Raw genomic sequence first — 20,656 nt, forward strand, 5'->3', positions numbered from 1 at the left:
AATGCGGGCTTCTTTGTTTATAACTATTTTAAAATCAACTAATTATTCACCAAGCCTCACATTTTTCCTCAGATAATGGGCGTAGAATCTTTCGTTATCTCCTGAGGGAGTCAGTGTCAGCCCGGCATTGTTTCTCATTATTACAGACGAATGCCGACCGGGGCTGATTGTCGAAATTAAGACTGGAGGGATACCATGACGATAGGCAAGTACCTGCGTTGGAAAGATGAAAATGGCAATGAGTTCAGACCCGTTTCCTTAACTGGTACCGCACTGCTCAATGACCGTACACTGAACAAAAGCACTGCATTTACTTATGAAGAGCGGGAAGCGTTTCAGCTGGATGGCTTACTCCCTCCACGTGTTCAGACTTTCGAAGATCAGCTTAACCGTGTTTACGATGGCTTCAGGAATGCATCGACGGATATCGAAAAATACCTATTCCTGAGGGCATTGCAGGATCGTAACGAAACGCTGTTTTATGCACTGCTTTCACATCATGTTGAGGAAATGACGCCAATCATTTATACCCCTACGGTGGGTAAGGCGTGTCAGGAATTCAGCCATCGTTATCAGAAAGCGCGTGGCCTTTATATCACCGAAGATAATGTCGATAACATGGGTGAACTTGCCCGGCACTTCATGGGTAAAGATATCAAGATCATCGTGGTAACTGACAGCCAGGGTATTCTTGGGCTGGGTGACCAGGGCGTTGGCGGTATGGGCATTCCGATTGGTAAGTTGTCACTTTATACACTGGGTGCGGGTATTCACCCTGCACACTGCTTACCAATTGCGCTTGATATTGGTACGGATAATCAGGAGCTGTTGGATGATCCAATGTACCTAGGTGTGCCTCGTAAGCGTCTGCGTGGCGAAGAGTACAAAGCTTTCATTAAGAAATTTGTCCATCAAGTTAAGCGCCATTTCCCTAAGGCAGTGCTTCAGTGGGAAGACTTCAGTAAGTCGAATGCATTCGATAACCTTAATGATTATGAAGACTACCTGCCATCATTTAATGATGACATTCAGGGTACAGGTTCAGTTGTACTGGCCGGTATTCTGGGCGCAGTCAAAATCAAAGAGGAAACATTGGCAGACCAGACTTATGTCGTTTATGGTGCCGGTGCTGGTGGTGTCGGGGTTGCAGATCAGATTTATGCCGGTCTGTTGAAAGAGGGCTGCACCCAGCAAGCTGCCCGCGATAAGATTTTCATTCTCGATTCTCAGGGATTGGTTTTTGATGATCGTGATGGACTGGATGAGTACAAGAAACGCTACGCCAAACCACACACTATCGCTGCCGACTGGCATACCGAAGAGCTTGGCAAGGTGACGTTGACTGAGCTGATCAACAACCACCCGGTAACTGTGCTTCTGGGAACCAGTGGTATCGGTGGGGCATTCAAAGAAGAGCATGTCCAGAAGATGATGGAATACACTAAGCGTCCTATGGTGTTCCCACTGTCTAACCCGACGGCTAACTGTGAAGCGCTACCTGCAGATATTTACCAGTGGAGTGACGGCCAGGCGATTGTTGCGACAGGTAGCCCGTTCGGTAACGTTGATTACAACGGTACTGAATATCGTATCGGGCAGGGCAATAACGTCTTTATCTTCCCTGGTGTCGGCCTTGCTGCGATTGTCTCGCAGACTAAGAAAGTTACTATGGATATGTTCACCATGGCGTCGTACGCGCTGGCTGAATGTGTCTCAGAAGAAGATCTGGCGGCGGGTTGTGTTTACCCAAGGATTAAAGAGCTGAAAGAAGTCTCGCATCATGTAGCGATGACAATTCTTAAGCATATGCAGGAGACAGATCCAGATTCTACTTTGCGTGGCAAAGATATTGACTTGGAAGTGGTAGAGCATATGTGGGAGCCGACTTATCTGCCATACCGTCGCGTATAGCGAAAAAGTATACTTCAACGAACAAAGCCTAGGTCATTCGTTCTAGGCTTTTTTCTAGAGCAGAGCCTAGCTTATCTCCCATTATCCCTTGTTAGCATGCTAAAAGAACCTTTCCCAGAGCTTGTTGGACAGTCGGTGCTACATGACCACTTAGTCCTTAAAGATGATGTCGTCATCAATTTTGAATTCATTCGATATAAACTCATAGAGTTGTTGTCGTGATGAGCTCTGATTAAAAATAGAAAACCTCGTGGGATGCTGAGTTTGTCAACAATTGGAAAGGGCTTGCTATACAGCAAGCCCTTTTTCTAACTGTAGTTAGATGGATGCGCTAAAAACTATTTAGTTGTATCACTCCAATAAATGTAAACAAGCTAAAAGTTTCTGTTGAGTGATTTATCAATTTGGTGCTTAATACGAGACTTTTTTGTGAAGCAATAACAGGTAAAAATAAGAATGAACTGGCGCTTTTCAGCTCTATCTGTGTGTGTCTTGACTGTTGCCTTAACCGGCTGTAAAGAAGAGGATAATGGTTCTGGATATTATGTTAAAGATGCTCAGCATCGCATTGCAGTATCGAGTCAGAATTTAGAGGAAATTGATGTGCAAGTGGCGCAGGTGCAAAATTTGCCTGCAGGTGATGTCTTTCAGTTTGATGACATTGAATTTGTTGATGAAGGGTTAGCGTGGAGTATTTATAACCGAACGCCCCAATCTATCAATTCGTTAGCGGTTCGACTGGGAGATAAGCAGCAATTAGCCTTGCTTAAGCTTTCTCAAACTTTGCCTGCGTATAGTCAGGCTAAGCTGTCTTCTTCAACTCATACATTGAGTAAACTTGATTTTGAAGACCAGCTAAAACTATTTGCACCTAAAGTCCAAATAGCTGGATTTGGCGTTGATTGCAGTGATCAAAGCAAAACGTGTTATAACGCCCCGGATGATGCTCAACGCATTATCTATGAAACCGTATTGATTAATATGCGCAATGCGTTTAATCGAAAAAGCTTCTCACAGTTTGCCGATAACTTTTTTGCAGATGCCGCTAATTGCACTAAGTACTCAGGATGTAGCAGTTATGGTGATCCGCTATTAAGTTACTCGACGAAAAATTTGCTAACAATGGGTATGAGCGAGCATCAGCTTGGTATGAAGGTGATGCGCAATAAGTATGCGGCTGAGGGTATGGGGGGCGGTAGTTCTCCAGATATCAACTTACCTGTTGCAAGTTCTGGCGGTTGGGCTTCTTATTGGGAATCATATATTACTCCAAGCTCTGCTAACTATCGCCCTTATTCTGTGGCAACCTATAACACCATTTTTCATGAAGTTGCACATGCATACGGGTTTAATCATGATAGTGGAATGACCTACGGCTTTGCTGATGCCTGGGCGAAAACATATGTGCAGGAAAACCTGACTCAGGCTCAACGTGAAAACAGAAATGTACTTGAGTTGCCAAGTGTGTTGGTAGACAGCAAGGCGATAGGCAAAGGTAAGGTTCGACTTTCTTACTACCGTCCTGTATCAAAAGCCGTTAGCAATCAGGTTGAATTGCAAATTATTAGCGGGCAAGCGATGGGGGTACAAATTGCTTATAACTCAAATCAGCCGGGTTCTACTGTTGATGTAACGTTTAACCCTATTCCAAAGGCTCCTGTTTATATCCGTAGCGTTGCTGATAATGGTGATTACATATCTACGCTTCAGCTAAAGGCAAGCGATATGGTGGAATCGCCAAGTTATACGTTTGGGGGCAAAAAATACACAATTCTCGAAGATGAATTGCTTGATTCTGAGGCAAATGGATGGGCAATACGTAAGCTTTGCGATCAACCTAACCAAGAGTTAGCGGAAAAAGCAGATTATCAAAAATTGTGGGACTATATGTCATCCAATGATTTGTTGGCAGGTTTGACTAAAGGCAAATTCTTGAGTCGCGATGAGCCATCCGGCTATTTGATTTGGATGTTAGAATTTAAGCCAGATCAAATGGTATCGAGTAAGTACCGAATGGTAGATAGTCTTGGTGCTGACAAAGGCCTGGTTTGTGTTGAGCCGGCTATTTAAAAGACATCACTATAAAAACCGAAAGTTTCTGACTTTTGGTTTTTTAGTTTTAAGTCAAATATGCTTAGTGAGATGTATTTGCTTTGGTTAATCAAAATATGAAAATAACATGTTGTTCATTATTGTAATTTGTTAACTATAGTCGGATTTGGTTGGTAGTAGGTAATGCGCTTGGGTTAAGTTATTGAATAAAAATAATATTATTTTAGAGGTACTCAGGGACGTGAGGGAAGAGAGCATTTGTAGAATAGCTGTGAGAAGAATTAAACTATCATCGAACGCGTATTTTCCGGGTTTTAATACGATGAATTGACTGCTAAGATGATTCCTATAAGACATTAGTTTCGAAAAACAATAATAAGGCTCATAAACTTATGGTGAGCCGCTCCCGAGTACAGAGCTTAACGCTGGTTTGGCCGCCGATCTGTTAAGTTATCTTGTACTTAAACTTTTTGGCGTTGCTGCATAGCTGGGCTTACTCTCAGTTGGAAACAAAATGAAGGTAGGTTTAATTAGTAACCAAAACCCGATGATTTCATCGGGTTTTTTGTTTTTGAACGTTTTCTAACTGATTTGCTATTTAGCCTAGAGGTGGGAAACTACTTAGTTTTGACAGACCTGGTTTCGTCCTGACTCTTTGGCTTTATATAAAGCGACATCCGCTTCTTTAATCACATTCGCTGGTTTATGGTCAGGGAAGCTGTCAGCGACACCAATACTTACCGTGACTTTGATGGGTTTTGCTTTCGAATCTTGCTTTTTGTGTTTCTTTGTTCCGGTTTTCTCATCTTCTGGTTGTACGTCAGGCTGTTTCAGTTGTATTTCAAAGTCAGCAATTTCTTTGCGAAAATGCTCCAGGTATTCAATACACTGAGCAGTTTCTTTCCCTTTAAATAGAATCGTGAACTCTTCACCACCGTAACGAAACACTTCAGCCCCACCTTTGATTTGCTTTAGGAAGCTGGCAACAAGTTTTAAAACATCATCGCCGGTATCGTGGCCGTAGGTATCGTTAAAATTTTTAAAGTGGTCGATATCCAGCATCGCCAGGGTGTAGGTTCTTCCCAGGTATTTCATCTCGGTTTCGAGTGCTCTTCGGCTTGGGATACCGGTTAACTGATCTATATAGGCCAGTTCATGGCTACAGGTGATGATATTGAGTAACAGCAATATGGCTGCCACAGAAAACGCAGTACTGGAGATAAATGCCTGTTGGAATACTGAAAAGGTAATGCCTGCAAAGACTAGGCTGATGAATATAGCCTGATCATAGCCATGGTTACGTTTCAGGATGGTAGAGCCACAGGCAAAGCCAACACCGAGGTACAGCAGGATCAGCAAAACAGGCATGGGGGAAACACCTGGAATCGCATATAAGTAACTGTCCCACAGTTGGCTGAGGTCTCTTTCGGCAAAGTGGTTGGCAACCAGACTTGCCCAGGCGACCTGTAAAACAAGAAAAATGATATAGCCACTGCCGAAGCGTGAAAACAGCCTCCTTTCAGGGAGCAGGTGGAGCTGAAGTAAATTAAGCGGCAACAGGGTTACTAGCAGAATATAGATCAGGTGTGTTTTATTGTCGGCAAGCGGTGATTGCAGGTGAGTTTGGATAACGTAGAAAGCGATAAGCATCAGCACAGCCGTCAGGGCTGTCTTTCCCTGATTGAAAGGTTGGCTTAACAGAATAACGATACCAAGCAAGATATAGGGTAGCGCCAGGAGCAACCCGTGATATGGGGCAAAGGCCGTCAAAGCCGGTTCTAATGAGAACATCATCAGAACAGCCAGTGCCAAGGGTAGCCCGAAGCGTACTCCGGCGCTTCTGAATATTGCAAATGAAACTTGTGACATTACAACTCATTTCCCTGTCAAGATGTACTACAGGGTGTTTTCTTCCGTAAAAATGTGAATTATATTGCTCATGCTTTATGTTAATTAGTTTTGCAAGGAAGCGAACAATAGCTCCCTGAATCTATCTACTGTCTTTTATTTTGCCGTTTTGAACAGAAATGGAAATAACGCCTTTCTTTGTTCAAGTGTAAGCTTTTCTACACATTCAATGTTTCGCTCAGGGATACTTTCTGGAGCAGGATAATGCTTCAGCACTCTTTCCATACTGTCTTCACGGATTAGGTGAAATACCGGATAAGGCGAACGGTTAGTGAGGTTTTCTGCATCCTCTGGTTCAGTACCGTAAAAGCAATAATCCGGATGGAAACTGGCGACCTGATAGATACCTTCTTTGCCGGTCTGGATGATGAGTGCATCCACAAGATTAAGGAACTGGTTATAGTCGTCAAAATCGGCAAAGAGTGTCGGTGTTACTACCAGGGTTGTTTCCAGTTCGTCCACTGGCGTCTGATCTAGATCCAAAAGTTGCTGATATATATCTTCAAACAACATTTCTTCGCTTTCAGCTTCACTGATGTGGATTTTAATCTGTTTGTTGCGGTTAGGTTTAGCGGCAAAAGGGCATAGATTGAGTCCGATCACGACATCTTCGAGCCACTGCTGGATCTGTTGTTTGATTTCTGAACTATGTTGAGCTGACATTGCTGACTCTTTTTAGAATATTTTGACGTAAGAGTAACAATATTAAGCGAGATTAAAAGAAGTGATGTAAAAAAAGAGCCAGTTCTCACTGGCCCTTTCGATATTAACTGAGTGGAAAAGCGATTAAGCTTGTTCTTCAGTTTGCTGGGATTCGTTTTTTGCTTCTGCTTTAGGAGCAGGGAACTCTTTAACTGGTTTAGCTACCAGTTGGCGAGTTGCCGCACGAACTTCAGCAAGCTTAATTTCGAAAGTATCACCAAGCTGGTATTCTTTTACCTTATCAATATTGATGATGCCCAGATCACCGTTACATTCGATGCGCTGTTTGTTGTCCAGAATCAGCGGGCTTGGAATGAAGGCTGCCGCACCGTTTTCAAGCAGGCGAACACGCATACCAGCACGATTGATATCGAACACTTCTGCGGTAAATACAGTTTCTTCTTTTACAGCATCTTTCAGCAGGCGAACATACAGCCAGTCAGCAACGTCACGCTCAGCCATTCGATGGTGACGACGGTGGTTGGCAATCTCTTCACCAACACTGTCATCTGGCTTCTGGCTTGGCTCATTACCGCTGATGATTCCCTTAAGCAGGCGATGGTTGATCATGTCACCATACTTACGGATTGGGGATGTCCAAGTCGCATAAACGTCTAGGCCCATAGCATAGTGAGGTGCTGGAGCATTGCCTACTTCACTGTATGCCTGGAACTTACGCAGACGGTTGTCCAGGTAAGTGGTGTCCTGATCATTCAGCCAGCGACGCAATGCGCTGAAACCTTCAAGAGACAGAAGCTGTTCTTTCTCGAATGGTGCGTTGGCTTCAGTCAGAAAGTCCATCGCTGTATCCAGCTTCTCTGGGTTAAAACCGTTGTGGTAGTTGAATACACCGGTACCGAATTTGCTTTGCAGCATACGACCTGCACAGATGTTCGCAGTGATCATCGCTTCTTCAATCATGCGGTTCGCTGTACGGCGCGGATCGGTATGAATCGCGATAACGTCGTTGTCTTCACTTAGCTCGAAACGGTAATCAGGACGATCCGGGAATACTACTGCGTTGTTTGCACGCCAGCTGCTGCGGGCATTAGCAAAGCCATGTAAGGCATTAACCTGCTCGGCAATGATTTCATTCGGAGCCCAGTTTTCACAACTGCCGTTCTCTAGCAGATCAGAAACATTGTCGTAAGCCAGACGGCCCTGAGACTTAATCCATGCTGCAAAGAACTGAATGTCGTCCTGGATAACACCATCCTGATTAACTGTTGCACGACAGCAGATGGCCGGACGTTTTTCATTTTCCATCAGGGAACAAAGTTCATCACTCAGTTCACGTGGAAGCATCGGAATATTTCGGCCAGGAAGATAAATGGTAAAGCCACGTTCGCGAGCTTCATCATCCATTTTGTTACCGACTGCGATGTAAGATGTTGGATCGGCAATGGCGATAGTAATCTCGAAGCTGCCGTCTTCTTTCTTTACTGTGTAGATAGCATCATCCATATCTTTGGTAGATTCGCTATCGATAGTGATGAATGGCAGGTCCGTCAGATCCTGGCGTTCCAGACCCTCATCCAGCATATTCCAGCTTTCTTGTGGTTCCGGTTCTGCATTTGGTAGTTCATGACGGGCCAGTGTTACCCACCATGGTGCAATTTTATCGTTGCTGTCTGTTATTTTTTCTTTGATTTCACAGAAAAATGTTTTGTTGTCGCCTACTAGCGGGTGGCGAGTCATGTTCGCAACTACCCAGTCACCTTCTTTCAGAAGTTCCGGGTTGAGGCCTTTTACAGCGCGAGCTTTGATTGCGTCTTTTAATTGCGGATGATCTGGAACAACATGCAGACGATCACGGATAAGCTTTACGCGACCGATAAAGCGGGTAATGAACTGCTCAACCAGCTCTTGAGGTTCTGCGACTTCACGCTCTTTTTCTGTACGAATAACTGCAACAACACGGTCACCGTGCATTACATTTTTCATATAGTTAGGCGGAATGAAGACACTTTCTTTGTTGTCGGTTTCCAGAAAACCAAAGCCACGGTCAGTTGCTTTGATATTACCTTCCTTTTTTGGAAGCGTTTCCTGAATTTGTTTTTTTAGCTGTGCTAGTAATGGATTATCTTGAAACATTATGCCCGGTCTCAGATTGTGAACGGACACACTATAAGGCCTTCATGCGCTAAAACCAAGTTCTATGCGCCTTTAAGCTGCCATTCTGATGGACTTTCAATATGCCTTGAAAATGCGGGTTGTGAGGTGCTTTCCATTGTGTCAGCGCCACAGATATGCACCTGAAAGCTGCTTTTATTTGAGAATGGTATCAATAAGTTACTGATTATTTGCATGAATATTTTTTCTAAGTATGAGACTGAACTGTTGAGATGTTTGCATTCGTTATGGGATTTAGAGCGCAGATCGTCACACTCCCAATGATTACCGCTATCAAAGCTACAGGAATTTGGTAAACAAGGTATTGGCACTGACAAAAAAATAAGTGTCTGTTCTTAATATAGTGCTCAGTTGGCCGGGGGCGAAATATGGATGTGAATCTGAAGCTAGAATTAAGTGGCTTGGTTGATTTGTTGGCTCGTCAGTCAAATCTTGAGCGTTGGTGCTATCAGCTGTTGTCAGTATTCAGTAAAGAATTAAAGCTTAGTTATATTACTTTACTTGTGGAAAAGAACCATGAGCCACGAGTGATTGCCAGTTGGTTAGAGGATGTATTCAGTTACTTCAGTACAGCATTAGATCTTGATGATTATAACGGTGTGCCGGTTGGCATGTTGCAGCAGGCCCGTCAGGCCGGACAGTTTGTACAGACTTATGCTGATAAGCCTTCGCAGTTATTTGGAGTTAAAGCTGATCTTCGCGATAAAGATTGGTGTCGCTTATTGCTTCCGATTAAAACGCATACCGAAAATGTTGGTTTTCTTTACGCTGAAACTAAACAGCCTGATTATTTTGAAGCTAACCTTGCACATATTGAACGCTTACTTTATCAGATTGCTCCGGACATCAGCGCCCGGGTATTAAAACAGGAAGTCATTGATAATTATCTCAGTCGTCGAAGTGTTGAGGCTGAACTGGAAATCCGAAATTACTCAATCAACGAATACCTAGCTTTATTAAGGAATCTTCATGAAGTTACGTTGAGTTTATCCAAAGCAAAGAATTTAGATCAGTTATACAGACGTGCTGTCGAATTAGGACGCAGCCATTTGGGAATAGACAGAATGGCAATCTTTCTGACTGATTTTGAGAAAAATAAAATGCAGGGTACTTACGGTACCGATCCGGAAGGAAATCTTGTTCCACGTGGTGACTTTACCAGCGCGATTCCTGATCACCCATTGGTCAATGAAGCGTTAAGCCATAGGGATCATGTAGTAGTAAGGGAAAATGCGCCGCTTTATTTTGGGCTTAAACAAGTCGGAACTGGCTGGAATGCTATGATTGCTATGTGGAACGGTGAGGAATGTATAGGTTGGTTGGCAGCCGATAACCTGATTAACCAGCAAATGCTTACCGAGCATCAGAGACAAATACTGAAACTGTTTGGTGCTGCTTTAGGTCAGCAAATCGTGATTCGGCGAAAGCACGATGAGTTGGCCATGCTGAATATTGAGCTTGAAGAACGTGTGATGCGACGCACACGCGAGCTTGAAGCAACAAACCGGGCATTGGCGGAAGCGAATCAGCAGCTAGAGCAGTTATCTATGCAAGATGACTTAACCTGTGTTGCGAATCGTCGTTTCTTTGATCTGTCATTGAACCGTTATTGGCAGAGTGCAGCTAAGACTGGTGAACCGCTTAGCCTGATCATGATTGATGTCGATTATTTTAAAACCTTTAATGATACCTACGGTCATCAGGAAGGCGATAATTGCCTTAGAAAAATAGCAACTTCATTGGATAAATTAGTTAAACCCTATAAAAAATCTATCTTTTCTCGCTATGGAGGTGAGGAATTTGCCTGTTTGCTACCAGGTGCAGATGCACAAATGGCGTTGAATGTCGCTGAAAAAATGCTGGTTTGTATTAATCGGTTGGACATAACGAATGAAGCGGTGGGTGAGGGACGGGTAACTATTAGTTCAGGTTTGCATACAATCACGCCAATTTCCGAAACCACGCCGGAAGACTTAATTGAAGGTGCTGACCGAGCCTTGTATCAGGCGAAAGAGTGGGGGAGGAATCAACATCATCAATGGAGTGAATTTACCTGCGAAGTGAGCTGATGTGCGCACTGTTTTCTATGTGGGCTTTTTGTTCAAGAAATAGGTGTTTTTAAGTTATTTTGTGACAACGCTCAATTTTTTCTGGCTTTTTATCGATTAATGGCGCACAATGCGCGCCTCATATCTTCGAGGCCCATGCTTGTGGTTGCTGTTGTAGAACCGTCTAAAGCCAAAGGGGCCCGTTTTACGTTAGATTATATATTGGGATCCCAATGCTAGAATCTGTTACAGAATTTCGCCAGTTAGATCTGGCCGACACAATTTTATCCGCACTTGATACAATGGGCTTCGTTTCGCCGACTCCTATCCAGGCGGCGTCAATTCCTCTGCTACTAACTGGTACTGATGCTCTGGGTAAAGCTCAGACTGGTACTGGTAAAACAGCGGCATTCTCTCTTCCGCTACTGAACAAACTGGATCTTGGCCAGTATAAACCTCAGGCAATCGTAATGGCTCCTACTCGTGAGCTTGCGATTCAGGTTGCTGCTGAAATCAAAAACCTTGGTCAAAACATCAAGGGCCTTAAAGTTCTGGAAATCTACGGTGGCGCATCTATCGTAGACCAAATGCGTGCACTTAAATCTGGTGCGCACATCGTTGTTGGTACTCCTGGTCGTGTTAAAGACCTTATTACTCGTGACCGTCTGCACCTTGATGAAGTACACACATTCGTACTTGATGAAGCAGATGAAATGCTGAAGATGGGTTTCGTTGATGACGTTACCTGGATCATGGAACAAGCGCCTGAAACAGCTCAGCGCGTACTGTTCTCGGCAACTATGCCTCCAATGGTTAAAGAAATCGTTGACCGCTTCTTGCGTGATCCTGCACGTATCGACGTAGCTGGTGAAAACCGCACTGTTTCTCAGGTTGAGCAGCAGTTTTGGGTGGTTAAAGGCGTAGAGAAAGACGAAGCAATGATGCGTCTTCTTGAAACTGAAGGCACTGATGCATCTATCGTGTTCGTACGTACCCGTCAGGATACCGAGCGTCTGGCTGACTGGCTGTCTGCTCGTGGCTTCAAAGCTGCGGCTCTGCACGGTGATATTCCTCAGTCACTACGTGAGCGTACTGTTGAACACATCAAGCGTGGTGTGATTGATATTTTGGTTGCAACTGACGTTGTTGCCCGTGGTCTTGATGTGCCACGTATTACACACGTATTCAACTACGACATCCCGTTTGATGTTGAATCTTACATCCACCGTATTGGCCGTACAGGTCGTGCGGGACGTAATGGTAAGGCGATCCTTCTGGTTCGTACTAACCAGATCCGCATGCTGCGTACTATCGAGCGTGTAACTAAGTCCCGTATGGAAGAAATTCAGCTTCCGCTGCGTGACGTGGTAGCAGAAGCTCGCCTGAACCGTCTGGGTCAGGAACTGGCTGCTCAGAAAGAAGAAGCTAGCCTGGAAGCATTCGTTGAGCTTGTAGATAAGCTTCAGGAAACGATCGAAGTTGATGCAACTACACTGGCTGCAATGCTGCTGAAGCGTCAGCAGGGTAACCGTCCTCTGTTCTACAAAGGTCCGGACCCAATGATCGCGGCTATCGAACGTGACAAGCAGCGTCGTGAGCGTCGTCGTGACGAGCGTGGCGGTGAGCGTCGTGAGCGCCGTGTATACAACAACGCTGACTGGGATACTTACCAGCTGCAGGTTGGTCGTGAGCAAGGCGTTCAGGTTAAAGACATCGTTGGTGCAATTGCAAACGAGCTGGGTTTGAACAAAGAGTTCATCGGTGCAATCAAACTGGCTCCTGAGCACACTTACGTTCAGCTTCCTAAGAAGATGACTGCTGAAGTATCGGCTCAGCTTAAGAAGCTGCGTATCCGTCAGAACGAAGTGAAAGCTGTTGTTGTTGAAGGTGACGTGCTGCGTGAGCACCGCCGTGGTGGCAACCGCGATGGCAACCGTGGTGGTTACCGTGGTAATCGCGATGGCAACCGTGAAGGTGGTCGTGGTCGTCGTGATGGTGAGCGTCGTTTTGACCGTAACCGTGGTGGTGATAACCGTGGTAGTTACCGTGGTGAGCGTAACCATGGTACAGATCGTCCACGTCGCGATCGTAAGCCTCGTCACGAAGCTTAATCCAACATCGTTGATGTTTATAAAAACCGGGCGTCAAGTCCGGTTCTGACTCTAGAAGAGCGCCTGATGGCGCTCTTTTTGTATCCGTTTGTTTAGAGCGCTACAGTATCAGGTTGCAGGTATTGCTGCCATGCTTCCTGATAAAGGTTTTTTGAAACCGTTCGCAGCTTGGCGATTTGTGCATGTTCAAATTCAGACAGGTTTCGATTTTGCTCCAATCCCGTTCGTTCAATCTTCTGAATTTGCTCATAGATTTCATGCTCCTTACCATTTTTGACTGTTGAGATTGCATCCAGGTGAAGCTGAACTTCAGCAATGATGTTACTTTCCGGTAGCTTTACCAGTAGTTTTAAATCCCTGTAACCCGAGTCTGTCGGATCTTTGAAACGGTTTTTAACCGCAACAACGGTGATCTCTTTATCAAGCAATTCAAAGGCCTGAACCAGAGCAGGAATATCATCAGCGACAAGGGAACCACGGGCAAGGTCTGTAATCTTATGCGTTTGTCCCTGCAATTCAGTTGCAACTTTAGTTCTGGCACGATGTTCAGACTTGATACCAGGCAGGATAGCCTGAGTTTCAGTGATCAGGCTGATTTCTCGCAACAGGTTATCTAGCTCCTGTTGTGCAGGAGAAGCGTTTTGATAGAGCTGATCAAAGTCGCTGTAAGGTTGGGTGATTGATGAATCCTTCCAGCTATTAATGCTGTATAGCCCGCTCAGGCTGCGTTGAAATGATTTCTTACTTGCTTCTGATTGGTTGGATGGTACCTCAAAGTCCGAATCTGAATAGTTTGCCAGGGGAGCCGCAACAGCCGGGCCACGTCCAAAGACAAACAAAAGAATAAAGCAGGTTCGAAGTACAGATTTAAGATCCATTAAACAACTCCTGTTGTGCTGAAACTCGCCATATTTGGGCTTCAGCAACGTACGTAAGACAGTGATAGTCAAACTAAAGTTTGAGAAAAGTGACGTACTAGGTTGTTGAGAAATTTCTCTTTAACGATGATTAGAATAACAAACGAATCTGAACAGAATATGAATTACCAGATGAAGTTTGGCATGTTGAACTTAACTGGTCTTTGGATATTTAAGCCTGAAGAAGCCAGCCTGAATTTTATTTTCAGGCTGGTTCAGGTACAGAAGGGTATTAGCTGGCCAGAGCTTCTGGCTGAAGATATTGATGCCAGGCTGATTGGTAAAGTGCCTGGGATTGGGAACGCAGCGCAGTCAGTTTGGCTGACTCTAATTCAGTCAGGCTACGCTGTTCGGCTTTTGCTCGTCGTTCGATATTCTGGATTTGTTCGTAAATTTTGTGCTCTTCCCCGTTTTTAATGTCGGAAATCGCTGCCAGATGTAGTTGGATTTCTGCAATGTGCTGTGATTTTGGTAACCGAACCAGCATTTTGAGGTCACGGTAACCTGAAGGCCCAGGTTGCTTGAAGCGGTTTTTTACTTCAAGGACGGTGACTTCATGGGATAGCTGCTCGAAAGATTGAACAAGGCTGCCAATATCGTTTGCAACCAATGAACCACGGGCCAGGTCAGTCAGTTTGTGAGTATTCCCGTTTAGTTCAGTATCAATTTTGTGTTGCGCTCTGGCTTTTGATTTTACGCCGGGAAGTTTTGGCTGATTTCCTGTTAACAGTCCCACCTGACGAATGATTTTCTCCAGTTCATCTTGTGCTTGAACGGCTTCTGAGTAGAGGCTATCAAAGTCGGTATGGTTCTGGTAAAGGGTTGTTGCATTGTAGCTTGGTATAGCAAAAAGACCGCTAAGTGAGCGTTGAAATGTCTCTTTACAACCCTGTGTTGGTGAAGGGTGTTTGATCTCCTGGTTGTTAAATTCGTGTGTCATGGCTGAAGCAATCGGACTTCGGCCAAGAACGCACATTAGAACGAAGCATGTTCTGAATAAGGATTTTGCAACCATTGAAACTCCTTGAATAACCACCTCGATTTGAGTGGTGACGGAATAATTTCCTAATCCGCTCGGTTAAGATATCTGTCCGATACCTGTGTTTTCAAGGACGGTTGCCACAAAAAAGGGGGGTAATGTTGCAGGATTGTGACTGTCTTCCCATTCTGACCATTTTTTACTATTTGATAATGACTGTGTCATATTTTGCAGTATATAAAGCCATCTGCTTAACTTTGTCGGGAAGTTGCGTAAACAGGGACAGATACTGTCCCATTGTCGTGATTATGAAGCGTTATTTCTTAGCAAGAGGTGCTCCGGAAAATCGGATACCCTGCCAGCCGTACTTCATAAAGTTGCGGATGTTTTTGTGGTCATTGCCGGCAGGGTTCTGCAGAACATTGTCACGATAGTAATGTCCGAAGCAGGCCAGAGTTTCCGCTTCTGTCAGGTTTTGTAATTGTGCAAAAGCGAAGATCCTGCATGATCCTTCATTATTCCCTGCCGGGTTTGATAATGTTTCATGACCAAGGCCATTACTGAAGGCTGTCGGCGTATAATGGTAATGTAGCTCAATAGTCTTAAGAACGGCTTCAAAGCCGACCTGTTCTGGACTATTTCTGAGCAGGTTGATTAGCGCATCCATGACAAAATCTCCAAATAATCACAACAGTAAAAAAGAAAAGGACAAAACTTGTCCTTTTCTTACTGATCTATGTTTCCTTGCTGAAGCAAATGTTGGGTATCAGCGCTGGTTTTGCTTGCGAGCCTGTTGCTTCAGTTCAAAATCCAGTTCGTCAGGGTAAACAACCAGCCCGTCTTCATCCTGATTAGGGAAAACCACTACAGCCAGTTCGTCATCTTCTAGTCCGTGTGTCCAGCGACTATGCCATTTATTAAGAGAAATTGCTTCTGCCTTACAGGATTCCCAGTCACCTGTCGCCCATGCTTCGGCAAACTCCTTATTTGGCCATACCGGTACACAGTCTTCATCGTCAGTGTTTAGCATGACACAGCCATGCTCGTCAGTCAGAATCCAGATTTGTCGGTTTGTAACAACCTCTTTTACCAGATACTTGTAACGTTTTTCTGCGTCATAACCTTGGATTGCCGCAATCTGGTCTGTGTCTAAAGGGTTGGACATGAATTAATTCCTGCTTTTAGCTTTTTAGTTTAAGCGTTATAGCATAGAGGAAAATTAGACTTTAGTCATTGGTGTGATGTTGCCTCCGGATGTGAATCCGAAGGCTGGGAGGAATTTACTTAAGTGTATAGGGGATACGAACAGAAAGCTGGAAATCAGGTGCATCGGCAGTAAGGCCAGCTGTTGCACCAATGTTTATTGTTGTATCACGGTCGACAGCATAATTGGCGCCAAAAGAGAGAGAATCCAGTTGTAGCAGTTTGGCATCATCTGCTGTTGAACCGTTAATTTTAGACTTTAGGATTGTTTTGTGGCTTAGCCCTAGGCTGAAAGAAAATTTAGGATTAACGGCAAAGCCCATTCCTGCACTAAATCCAATTGTATCGCCGAGATCTATGGTATTTACGACCAGCTGCTGTTCTGGTTCACCATCTTCACCAGGAATAGTGATATCCACTTCTACATCATCCTTTATATTCCATATATAGCTGAAGTTCATAAAGATCACTGCCGGATCAATAGGCATGATCATACTGATGCCGGGTTCGATACTTGGAAAACCAGATCCGGTTGGAAGTTCTTCAAAGTCGTTTAGGTCGTTGACTGGTACGTCATAGGGGGATTTTCCTGTCGTTGTTTTGAACCTGAGGCTGCCAATCCAGTAAGGCGGCTCTTTCATGTTGATCTGGTATTTGAAAGCCGCCTCAATATCTCCAATGTCGCTGCCATCGACTGTACGCAGCTTTGCTTCATTAGAGCCACTGTTTAGTTCGCGCTCGGAAATGGAGTCAGAACGATAAACCCAGGGGATGCGAGCTTCGACTTCAAGTCGGTTGGTAATACCGTAACGCCCGGTAAGGCCCAAGGTAAGTGTTGTCCTGTCTATATCACTGGCACGAATCAGCCCTACTATTAAAGAAGGCAGAATAGTGTAACCAACAACGGATACAGAATTTGAAGAGTTTTGTGTGTAAGAAAATGAGGTGTCCAGAATAAACGAGCCTTTGGGTGTTAAAACGCCAGGCTGTTCAAATATGTCACTAACGGTTTGTACCCGTTTCGGTTTCTCTGTCTCATGAGACGAGGAGGACTCTTCTGCAATAACGGGTGATGTTATTAAAGCAAGCAGCGCTATTAAGCTTTTATTATTGAAAATACTCACGTTTCCCTCACTTACTTAGCGTAAACCCCTAAGAGCTTCTTGTATAAGTTGCTTTTTTATTCATATATGAGCTTATAGGGAAAGGTTAGCTCAGGTGAGATTAAGATGTTAACGGTCAGTCTCAATTATTTGTCTTATTGATGAGATTATTTTGTCGCTGTCTGATTAATAAGACCAATGATAAACTTCTTAAAATTTAAAATTAAATTATTATGGTGAGAATTGTAGTTGTTCGAATAACAAAAAAAAACAAAATTAAGTTCTAAGTTACTTTGAATATTAGAGAAAGTTTATTTATTAAAAATAATACAAAGGTAGAAGTGGTCAAAACTATGATTAAGTTATCTCGTATGGCTATGCGAGAGACCATAAAAAATAACAACTCAAGACAACTCAACATATTTGGAGTAGGATTATGCGTAAGACGAGTATCGCGCTATTAGTAGCAGTTGTTAGTTCTCCTTTAGCTTTGGCAAATAGTGACCCATATGGCTATGATTATGACCCGTATTCAGATACTGGTAGTGATAGCTATGGTTATGATGATGGTTATGATGACGATGGAATTGTAGTAAAGGATTCATTTAATAAAGATATTGATAAAACATTAACTGTTAGTTATGACAAAGACGTAACAGTTAAAGATAGCTATAACGAAGATAATGATTATATGTCTTTGTATGATGTGAATAATAAAGATATTTATGAATTCACAGACAATAGCAAATACAACAATTCAAAAGAGTTCTCTATTCATATTGAAGAGAACTACTACATGGCTAAGTCCAAGCTGGATGGTGCGGTTACATACAGTGAAGTAACGTATGGCGCTGGTTGCTGTGATGGCTATGGTTACGACCATGGATATGGTGATCCAGTTGAGTCATCACTGACTGTAACTCAAACTAATACTATGCAAGACGCATTTACCAGTGCATCAGGTATTAATATTGCTGGTCAGAACGCAGGTAATAACTCTCTGGTACAACAGAGTGCTAGTACTAATGCAATGATCACAGGTGTTTCGGGTCAATAATTAACACACATAACTGAGGGCTGATTTTCAGCTCTCAGGAGGATGTCATGAAATATTTAACACTGATAGCAATCACTCTGGCCTCATCTGGGGTAATTGCAGATGAGTTGGATATTCTAGCAAACTCTGAAACTTTATCTGAAAATATGATGAATCAGTCTCGAGGCGGACAGTACGAACTGAAGATTGATAATTTTCAGGCAAGTTCGGATATGTATGGCGATGTTGCAGGTAATGGGGCATACAATAATACTACGGGTGATAATGTTATTGACGCTAATTCTTTTAGTGATGCATCCGGTGTGTTAAATGTTGTCCAGAACACTGGTAACAATGTGTTAATTCAAAATGCGACCGTGGTTAACCTGACATTGAAGTAATTGTTAGTCTATCCATGCTGACATATGAAAATATGTCAGCGAACAAAATCCATTACAATAACAATTTGGGTTTCGCAGGACACAGTAACAATATTTCTTCAGTTTTAAGGTTATGTTATTGCTTTAAAATAATGATATCGCGATAGCAGTTATATCTTAGATGCATGGACGTGAAATTTTACATATATTTGGAGTATATCATGCGTAAAACAAATCTTATGCTAATTGCAGCGCTTGTGGCTTCACCTCTGGCTTTGGCTGATGATCATAGTTATGACTATGGTTATTATGAACACGATGGCGATTTAGTTATTGATGGTAGTGGTAACTTGTATGTCGATAAAAATGCAGAGCTAACTAAAAGTAAAACAATTCACAAAGATTATGTGGGTAATGAAGATAACGATACCCTAAAACTAGATAATGTTGGTAACTTGTATAAAGTCGATAAAGAAGATAATAGCGAGACAACCTATACGTTGGACAAAGACTTAGAACTTGAACTTAATAAATACCTTGCTGGATCTAAGCTGTACGGTCACGTAATGGGGACTTCGGTTACCTATGGTGGTGCTTGCTGTGGCGGCAAAGCTTCACCAACTACTATTACAGTTAATCAAGATAATGAAATGAACCGTGTATTTGGTGATGCATCAGGTATTAATATTAGTGGTCAGAACGTGGGTAATAACTCACTCGTTCAACAAACAACAAGTACTAATGCATCGCTTGTTGGTGTAGGTGGTGATGCTGTTGGTGGAGTTGGTCCTGGTTATTAATCAGTTAATGAAGGGTCTTCGGACCCTTCATTTAATTTTAATTTGGAGCACAACTTCACAGTTTCTTTGTTAAACGTTGTTGATAGCTAAAGTCACCCGGCCATTGAAGTAGAGCGTTATGAAAATGAAGAAATCCACATTGCTTATTTTCGGCCTAATTGCAAATTGCCAGGTATATGCACTTGATTATTTCCCTAATAGAGGAGCATATAACGTAGATGTAAAAAGTTATCAGGAGCAACTTTTTGGTGATGTTTTCAGACAGCAGTATGACTTTAGCTGCGGTTCGGCAGCTGTTGCATCGTTAGTAACATATCATTATGGGGTTGAAACATCAGAAGATAGCGTTTTTAAGTTTATGTTTGAAAACGGCAATAGGGATAAAATTGAGAGGGAAGGCTTTTCATTGTTGGATATGAAAAATTACCTTACTTCTCAGGGGTTTGATGCTAATGGTTATAATATTCCTCTGGAAAAGTTTAAGCAAATAAGGATTCCTGGCATAACAATTGTTAATTTTGATGGGTACATGCATTTTGTTGTAATTAAAGGAATGAACAGTAAGCAGGTGATAATCGGTGACCCATCCAGAGGGACTGTCGTTATGACGATAGACGATTTTAAAAAGTATTATAAAGGTGCTGTATTGCTGGTTAAAAACCACGCCAAAAAGGGCCGAGATAGCTTTATTACAGCAGAAAATTACAATATATATACACCATCGCCAATATCAGATGCGGTGGCGAGAGACTCACTTTCAACGTTTAGTATCACACTGCCGGGTGCAAATGATTACTAGAGGCTAGTATGAAAAAATTAACTCGTATTTTTGTCGCATCGATGATGGGAGGAGCCGCAGTTGTGGCAAATGCCTCCATCAGCTATCTAACTCTCGATGAGATGGGCTTGACAGCATTATCTGATAGTGAAATGTCTACAATGCGAGGAGGATTTGTTTCAGTAAATGACAGTGTCATTAATATAGGCTTATCAATAACAACGGCTGTTAATGGTGAAACTATTATGTCTACTCACATTGCAGACTTTACTATTAATAACGGAATGCTGGTAAGTTCATCCGGTGATGCAATAGCATATGACCCGGTTAAATCTATTGCTATAGGTGAACCTGGAACAAATATAAATAATTCGTCCCCCGGTTCTGATAGTGTTGGTTTTATTATTCAGAATACTGCGGATGGAACAAAAATTAATACGCAGACAATTATGGATATTGAAGCGGATATTAGTGGTTATAATCAGCAAACTATTTTCAGGAATCGATTAGAAAATTCTATTTTATATAGCGGTTATTGAATCCGTTGCATAATTTGTCATTATTTAATATGAAGGTACAACTTTATAGTTGTACC

The 20,656-nt window shown here is 43.0% G+C and carries 17 protein-coding genes; 9 read left to right on the forward strand and 8 right to left on the reverse strand.

The window, feature by feature from the left end; translation table 11 throughout:
* The first annotated feature begins 195 nt into the window (after window positions 1-195).
* Window positions 196-1,911, forward strand: a complete 1,716-nt coding sequence (locus C942_RS07265) for an NAD-dependent malic enzyme (RefSeq protein ID WP_007464124.1) — start codon at window positions 196-198, stop codon at window positions 1,909-1,911.
* A 456-nt stretch (window positions 1,912-2,367) separates the two neighbouring features.
* Window positions 2,368-3,981: a hypothetical protein gene (locus C942_RS25315; protein WP_007464126.1), complete on the forward strand. Its 1,614-nt coding sequence runs from the start codon at window positions 2,368-2,370 to the stop codon at window positions 3,979-3,981.
* A gap of 603 nt (window positions 3,982-4,584) precedes the next feature.
* On the opposite strand, the gene C942_RS07275 is transcribed toward C942_RS25315, so the two are convergent.
* From C942_RS07275 to C942_RS07285, 3 genes are all read right to left on the reverse strand, one after another.
* Window positions 4,585-5,832 (reverse strand): GGDEF domain-containing protein, encoded by a 1,248-nt coding sequence (locus tag C942_RS07275; protein ID WP_036798993.1) that lies wholly within the window; start codon window positions 5,830-5,832, stop codon window positions 4,585-4,587.
* Window positions 5,833-5,967: 135 nt separating this feature from the next.
* Complete coding sequence (locus C942_RS07280) at window positions 5,968-6,534, reverse strand: DUF1415 domain-containing protein (RefSeq protein WP_007464131.1); 567 nt, start codon at window positions 6,532-6,534, stop codon at window positions 5,968-5,970.
* A gap of 123 nt (window positions 6,535-6,657) precedes the next feature.
* Window positions 6,658-8,667, reverse strand: a complete 2,010-nt coding sequence (locus tag C942_RS07285; RefSeq protein ID WP_007464133.1) for an exoribonuclease II — start codon at window positions 8,665-8,667, stop codon at window positions 6,658-6,660.
* 407 nt (window positions 8,668-9,074) lie between these two features.
* Between C942_RS07285 and C942_RS07290 the strand changes: the two genes are divergently transcribed.
* A complete protein-coding gene (locus C942_RS07290) occupies window positions 9,075-10,775 on the forward strand; it encodes a sensor domain-containing diguanylate cyclase (protein ID WP_007464135.1) in 1,701 nt (566 codons plus the stop codon).
* Between the two features lie 212 nt (window positions 10,776-10,987).
* Window positions 10,988-12,865, forward strand: coding sequence for a DEAD/DEAH box helicase (locus C942_RS07295; RefSeq protein ID WP_007464137.1), 1,878 nt, complete (start codon window positions 10,988-10,990; stop codon window positions 12,863-12,865).
* A 92-nt stretch (window positions 12,866-12,957) separates the two neighbouring features.
* On the opposite strand, the gene C942_RS07300 is transcribed toward C942_RS07295, so the two are convergent.
* The 5 genes from C942_RS07300 to C942_RS07320 form a co-directional block, all read right to left on the reverse strand.
* Complete coding sequence (locus C942_RS07300; RefSeq protein WP_007464139.1) at window positions 12,958-13,743, reverse strand: RelA/SpoT domain-containing protein; 786 nt, start codon at window positions 13,741-13,743, stop codon at window positions 12,958-12,960.
* A gap of 271 nt (window positions 13,744-14,014) precedes the next feature.
* Window positions 14,015-14,797: a nucleotidyltransferase family protein gene (locus C942_RS07305; protein ID WP_007464141.1), complete on the reverse strand. Its 783-nt coding sequence runs from the start codon at window positions 14,795-14,797 to the stop codon at window positions 14,015-14,017.
* A gap of 280 nt (window positions 14,798-15,077) precedes the next feature.
* Window positions 15,078-15,428: a HopJ type III effector protein gene (locus C942_RS07310; RefSeq protein ID WP_007464143.1), complete on the reverse strand. Its 351-nt coding sequence runs from the start codon at window positions 15,426-15,428 to the stop codon at window positions 15,078-15,080.
* Between the two features lie 99 nt (window positions 15,429-15,527).
* Window positions 15,528-15,926 (reverse strand): DUF2750 domain-containing protein, encoded by a 399-nt coding sequence (locus C942_RS07315; RefSeq protein WP_007464145.1) that lies wholly within the window; start codon window positions 15,924-15,926, stop codon window positions 15,528-15,530.
* A 115-nt stretch (window positions 15,927-16,041) separates the two neighbouring features.
* Window positions 16,042-17,088: a transporter gene (locus tag C942_RS07320; protein ID WP_232428144.1), complete on the reverse strand. Its 1,047-nt coding sequence runs from the start codon at window positions 17,086-17,088 to the stop codon at window positions 16,042-16,044.
* A gap of 415 nt (window positions 17,089-17,503) precedes the next feature.
* Between C942_RS07320 and C942_RS07325 the strand changes: the two genes are divergently transcribed.
* The 5 genes from C942_RS07325 to C942_RS07345 all read left to right on the forward strand — a co-directional run bounded on the left by C942_RS07325 (window position 17,504) and on the right by C942_RS07345 (window position 20,600).
* Entirely contained in the window at window positions 17,504-18,124 is a 621-nt protein-coding gene (locus C942_RS07325) for a hypothetical protein (protein WP_036798997.1), read from the forward strand.
* 47 nt (window positions 18,125-18,171) lie between these two features.
* Window positions 18,172-18,504 (forward strand): hypothetical protein, encoded by a 333-nt coding sequence (locus tag C942_RS07330; protein WP_007464151.1) that lies wholly within the window; start codon window positions 18,172-18,174, stop codon window positions 18,502-18,504.
* 200 nt (window positions 18,505-18,704) lie between these two features.
* The gene (locus C942_RS07335; RefSeq protein WP_007464153.1) at window positions 18,705-19,283 is read left to right on the forward strand and encodes a hypothetical protein; all 579 of its coding nucleotides are present in this window, start codon (window positions 18,705-18,707) and stop codon (window positions 19,281-19,283) included.
* A 124-nt stretch (window positions 19,284-19,407) separates the two neighbouring features.
* A complete protein-coding gene (locus C942_RS07340) occupies window positions 19,408-20,082 on the forward strand; it encodes a C39 family peptidase (protein WP_036799188.1) in 675 nt (224 codons plus the stop codon).
* Window positions 20,083-20,090: 8 nt separating this feature from the next.
* A complete protein-coding gene (locus C942_RS07345) occupies window positions 20,091-20,600 on the forward strand; it encodes a hypothetical protein (protein WP_036798999.1) in 510 nt (169 codons plus the stop codon).
* The last annotated feature ends 56 nt before the right edge of the window (window positions 20,601-20,656 follow it).

The organism is Photobacterium marinum, assembly GCF_000331515.1.
GTDB classification, from domain to species: domain Bacteria; phylum Pseudomonadota; class Gammaproteobacteria; order Enterobacterales; family Vibrionaceae; genus Photobacterium; species Photobacterium marinum.

What these genes read in the sequence shown, in the direction of transcription:
- C942_RS07265 (WP_007464124.1), top strand. Translation starts at nt 196, where the DNA reads ATGACGATAGGCAAGTACCTGCGTTGGAAAGATGAAAATGGCAATGAG.
- C942_RS25315 (WP_007464126.1), top strand. Translation starts at nt 2,368, where the DNA reads ATGAACTGGCGCTTTTCAGCTCTATCTGTGTGTGTCTTGACTGTTGCC.
- C942_RS07275 (WP_036798993.1), bottom strand. Translation starts at nt 5,832, where the DNA reads ATGTCACAAGTTTCATTTGCAATATTCAGAAGCGCCGGAGTACGCTTC.
- C942_RS07280 (WP_007464131.1), bottom strand. Translation starts at nt 6,534, where the DNA reads ATGTCAGCTCAACATAGTTCAGAAATCAAACAACAGATCCAGCAGTGG.
- C942_RS07285 (WP_007464133.1), bottom strand. Translation starts at nt 8,667, where the DNA reads ATGTTTCAAGATAATCCATTACTAGCACAGCTAAAAAAACAAATTCAG.
- C942_RS07290 (WP_007464135.1), top strand. Translation starts at nt 9,075, where the DNA reads ATGGATGTGAATCTGAAGCTAGAATTAAGTGGCTTGGTTGATTTGTTG.
- C942_RS07295 (WP_007464137.1), top strand. Translation starts at nt 10,988, where the DNA reads ATGCTAGAATCTGTTACAGAATTTCGCCAGTTAGATCTGGCCGACACA.
- C942_RS07300 (WP_007464139.1), bottom strand. Translation starts at nt 13,743, where the DNA reads ATGGATCTTAAATCTGTACTTCGAACCTGCTTTATTCTTTTGTTTGTC.
- C942_RS07305 (WP_007464141.1), bottom strand. Translation starts at nt 14,797, where the DNA reads ATGGTTGCAAAATCCTTATTCAGAACATGCTTCGTTCTAATGTGCGTT.
- C942_RS07310 (WP_007464143.1), bottom strand. Translation starts at nt 15,428, where the DNA reads ATGGATGCGCTAATCAACCTGCTCAGAAATAGTCCAGAACAGGTCGGC.
- C942_RS07315 (WP_007464145.1), bottom strand. Translation starts at nt 15,926, where the DNA reads ATGTCCAACCCTTTAGACACAGACCAGATTGCGGCAATCCAAGGTTAT.
- C942_RS07325 (WP_036798997.1), top strand. Translation starts at nt 17,504, where the DNA reads ATGCGTAAGACGAGTATCGCGCTATTAGTAGCAGTTGTTAGTTCTCCT.
- C942_RS07330 (WP_007464151.1), top strand. Translation starts at nt 18,172, where the DNA reads ATGAAATATTTAACACTGATAGCAATCACTCTGGCCTCATCTGGGGTA.
- C942_RS07335 (WP_007464153.1), top strand. Translation starts at nt 18,705, where the DNA reads ATGCGTAAAACAAATCTTATGCTAATTGCAGCGCTTGTGGCTTCACCT.
- C942_RS07340 (WP_036799188.1), top strand. Translation starts at nt 19,408, where the DNA reads ATGAAGAAATCCACATTGCTTATTTTCGGCCTAATTGCAAATTGCCAG.
- C942_RS07345 (WP_036798999.1), top strand. Translation starts at nt 20,091, where the DNA reads ATGAAAAAATTAACTCGTATTTTTGTCGCATCGATGATGGGAGGAGCC.